This window comes from Bacillus sp. AFS059628 (genome assembly GCF_002571225.1).
In the GTDB taxonomy this organism is placed as follows: Bacteria; Bacillota; Bacilli; order Bacillales; family Bacillaceae_G; genus Bacillus_A.
Map to the genome: position 1 here is coordinate 1 of NZ_NVEC01000154.1, position 1,705 is coordinate 1,705.

Annotated in this window: 1 protein-coding gene; it reads right to left on the reverse strand. The window is 34.4% G+C overall.

Annotated features, from left to right (window positions below):
• On the reverse strand, nucleotides 1–1,376 hold a 1,376-nt coding region (locus tag COL05_RS30610; RefSeq protein ID WP_098671331.1), incomplete at its 3' end, for an acyltransferase family protein.
• Nucleotides 1,377–1,705: the final 329 nt, after the last annotated feature.

Below are 1,705 nucleotides of genomic sequence, written 5' to 3' on the forward strand. Positions count from 1 at the left end.
TCGCCTATCGCAGTAACTGTGAGTGGATTTTTAGGGTGTGCAGAATTTACTTCTTTTGATTCCCCTTGATTTAGAGGCGTTTCTTGATTTGGTTTTTCCCAAACAGCAGTTGGATGTAGCGCTGATTGTGTTTGTACTGCTTCCACCTTCTCTTTTTGATAATTCTCCTTAGCCTTACTAGCATTTGATAACCCCAAGACTGCTATTGACGTAAAGAATAATGAACAAACTAAAGCTAACTTAGCACCTAAAGTGACATTTTGAAATCTTAAGTTCTTAAACTGAATGTTCCGGAGCGCACCTTGTCGGATTGGTTTTTCGATAAACTTCCATGAAATTTGCGCAATCAATATTATTAGAAGAAATTGAAGGATTGCTCTTATTATTGAAAAATCCCCCGCATTTACTTTTGGAGTCGTTAATGTGAGAATTGGATAATGCCAGAGATATATGCCATACGATCTTACCCCTACCCAACGTAAAGGTCTAAATCGTAAAAATTGAGCAATGCGACTAGCTGGATGAGCTAGATTTGCCACTAACAATGCTGTTGCAATTGATAAGAGAACCATTCCTCCCTTGTATAGAAATGGATCATATTGATTGGTCTTCCAAAACATAACCAAAATAATAATAAGAGCAATGCCCCCCACTACATCAAGAATGAAACGCGCCTTTGGGATAATTTTATTAGCAAGCCTATTGCTTGGCCAAACTAAGGCAAGTACCGCTCCGATAAGTAATGAAAAGGCCCTCGTATCTGTACCATAATATATTCTGCTCGGATCAACTCCAGGTTCATACAAAATTGCCATTGCTAAAGCTGAAGCAAATGCTCCTAGACAAATCAATAAAATCATACGGGATTGTTTTTTTATATAGTAAAGTCCTAAACTAATAATAAACGGCCAGACAACATAGAATTGTTCCTCAACTGCTAACGACCAAAAATGATTTAATGGAGAAATCTGGTTAAAATTATCAAAGTACGATAATTTATGATAAATATACCACCAGTTACTAACATAAAATAATGCCGCTAATGAATCTCCACGCATTTTTTCAAGTAAAGAGCTATGAAAAATCGTAATCCATGCCAATGTTATAACGAGCATAACAAGCATTCCTGGAAGCAATCTTCTTGCCCTACTAAGCCAGAACTTTTTCAAATCAATTCTCTTATTTCTCTTCCACTCCATGGCTAGAATATCTGTAATTAAATAACCTGAAAGTACAAAAAATACTGTAACTCCTAAAAACCCTCCAGGCATCCAATTAAAATTAATATGATACAAAATAACACCCAGTATAGCTAGACCCCTTAGACTGTCCAACCCAACCATATAACGACTATTTTTTTTAAAAGATTTAGTCATCCTACATTCACCTCTATTTCTTGAAAACTAGGTTAATAATAACGTCATAAAATGCTATTAATTTCCTAAAATCATATAAGCCAAACCATTACAAACATCATTTTCTAAGGATTTTTTTATATTTACATGCACAGCAATAAATACTTTATCACGTTATCTGGCTCTGTTGTGAAAATTTTTATAGTAGGTGTTTTTACTCTTCCTAAAAAAGAGGAATTTGCCCAATCAAAAATTTATATACCGTGTGTCTTAAAGTAAAATTTTGATACGTTTTTACAGACATATCAAGGCCTGTGACATTTTGAATATAATCGATAATGCATATGTAA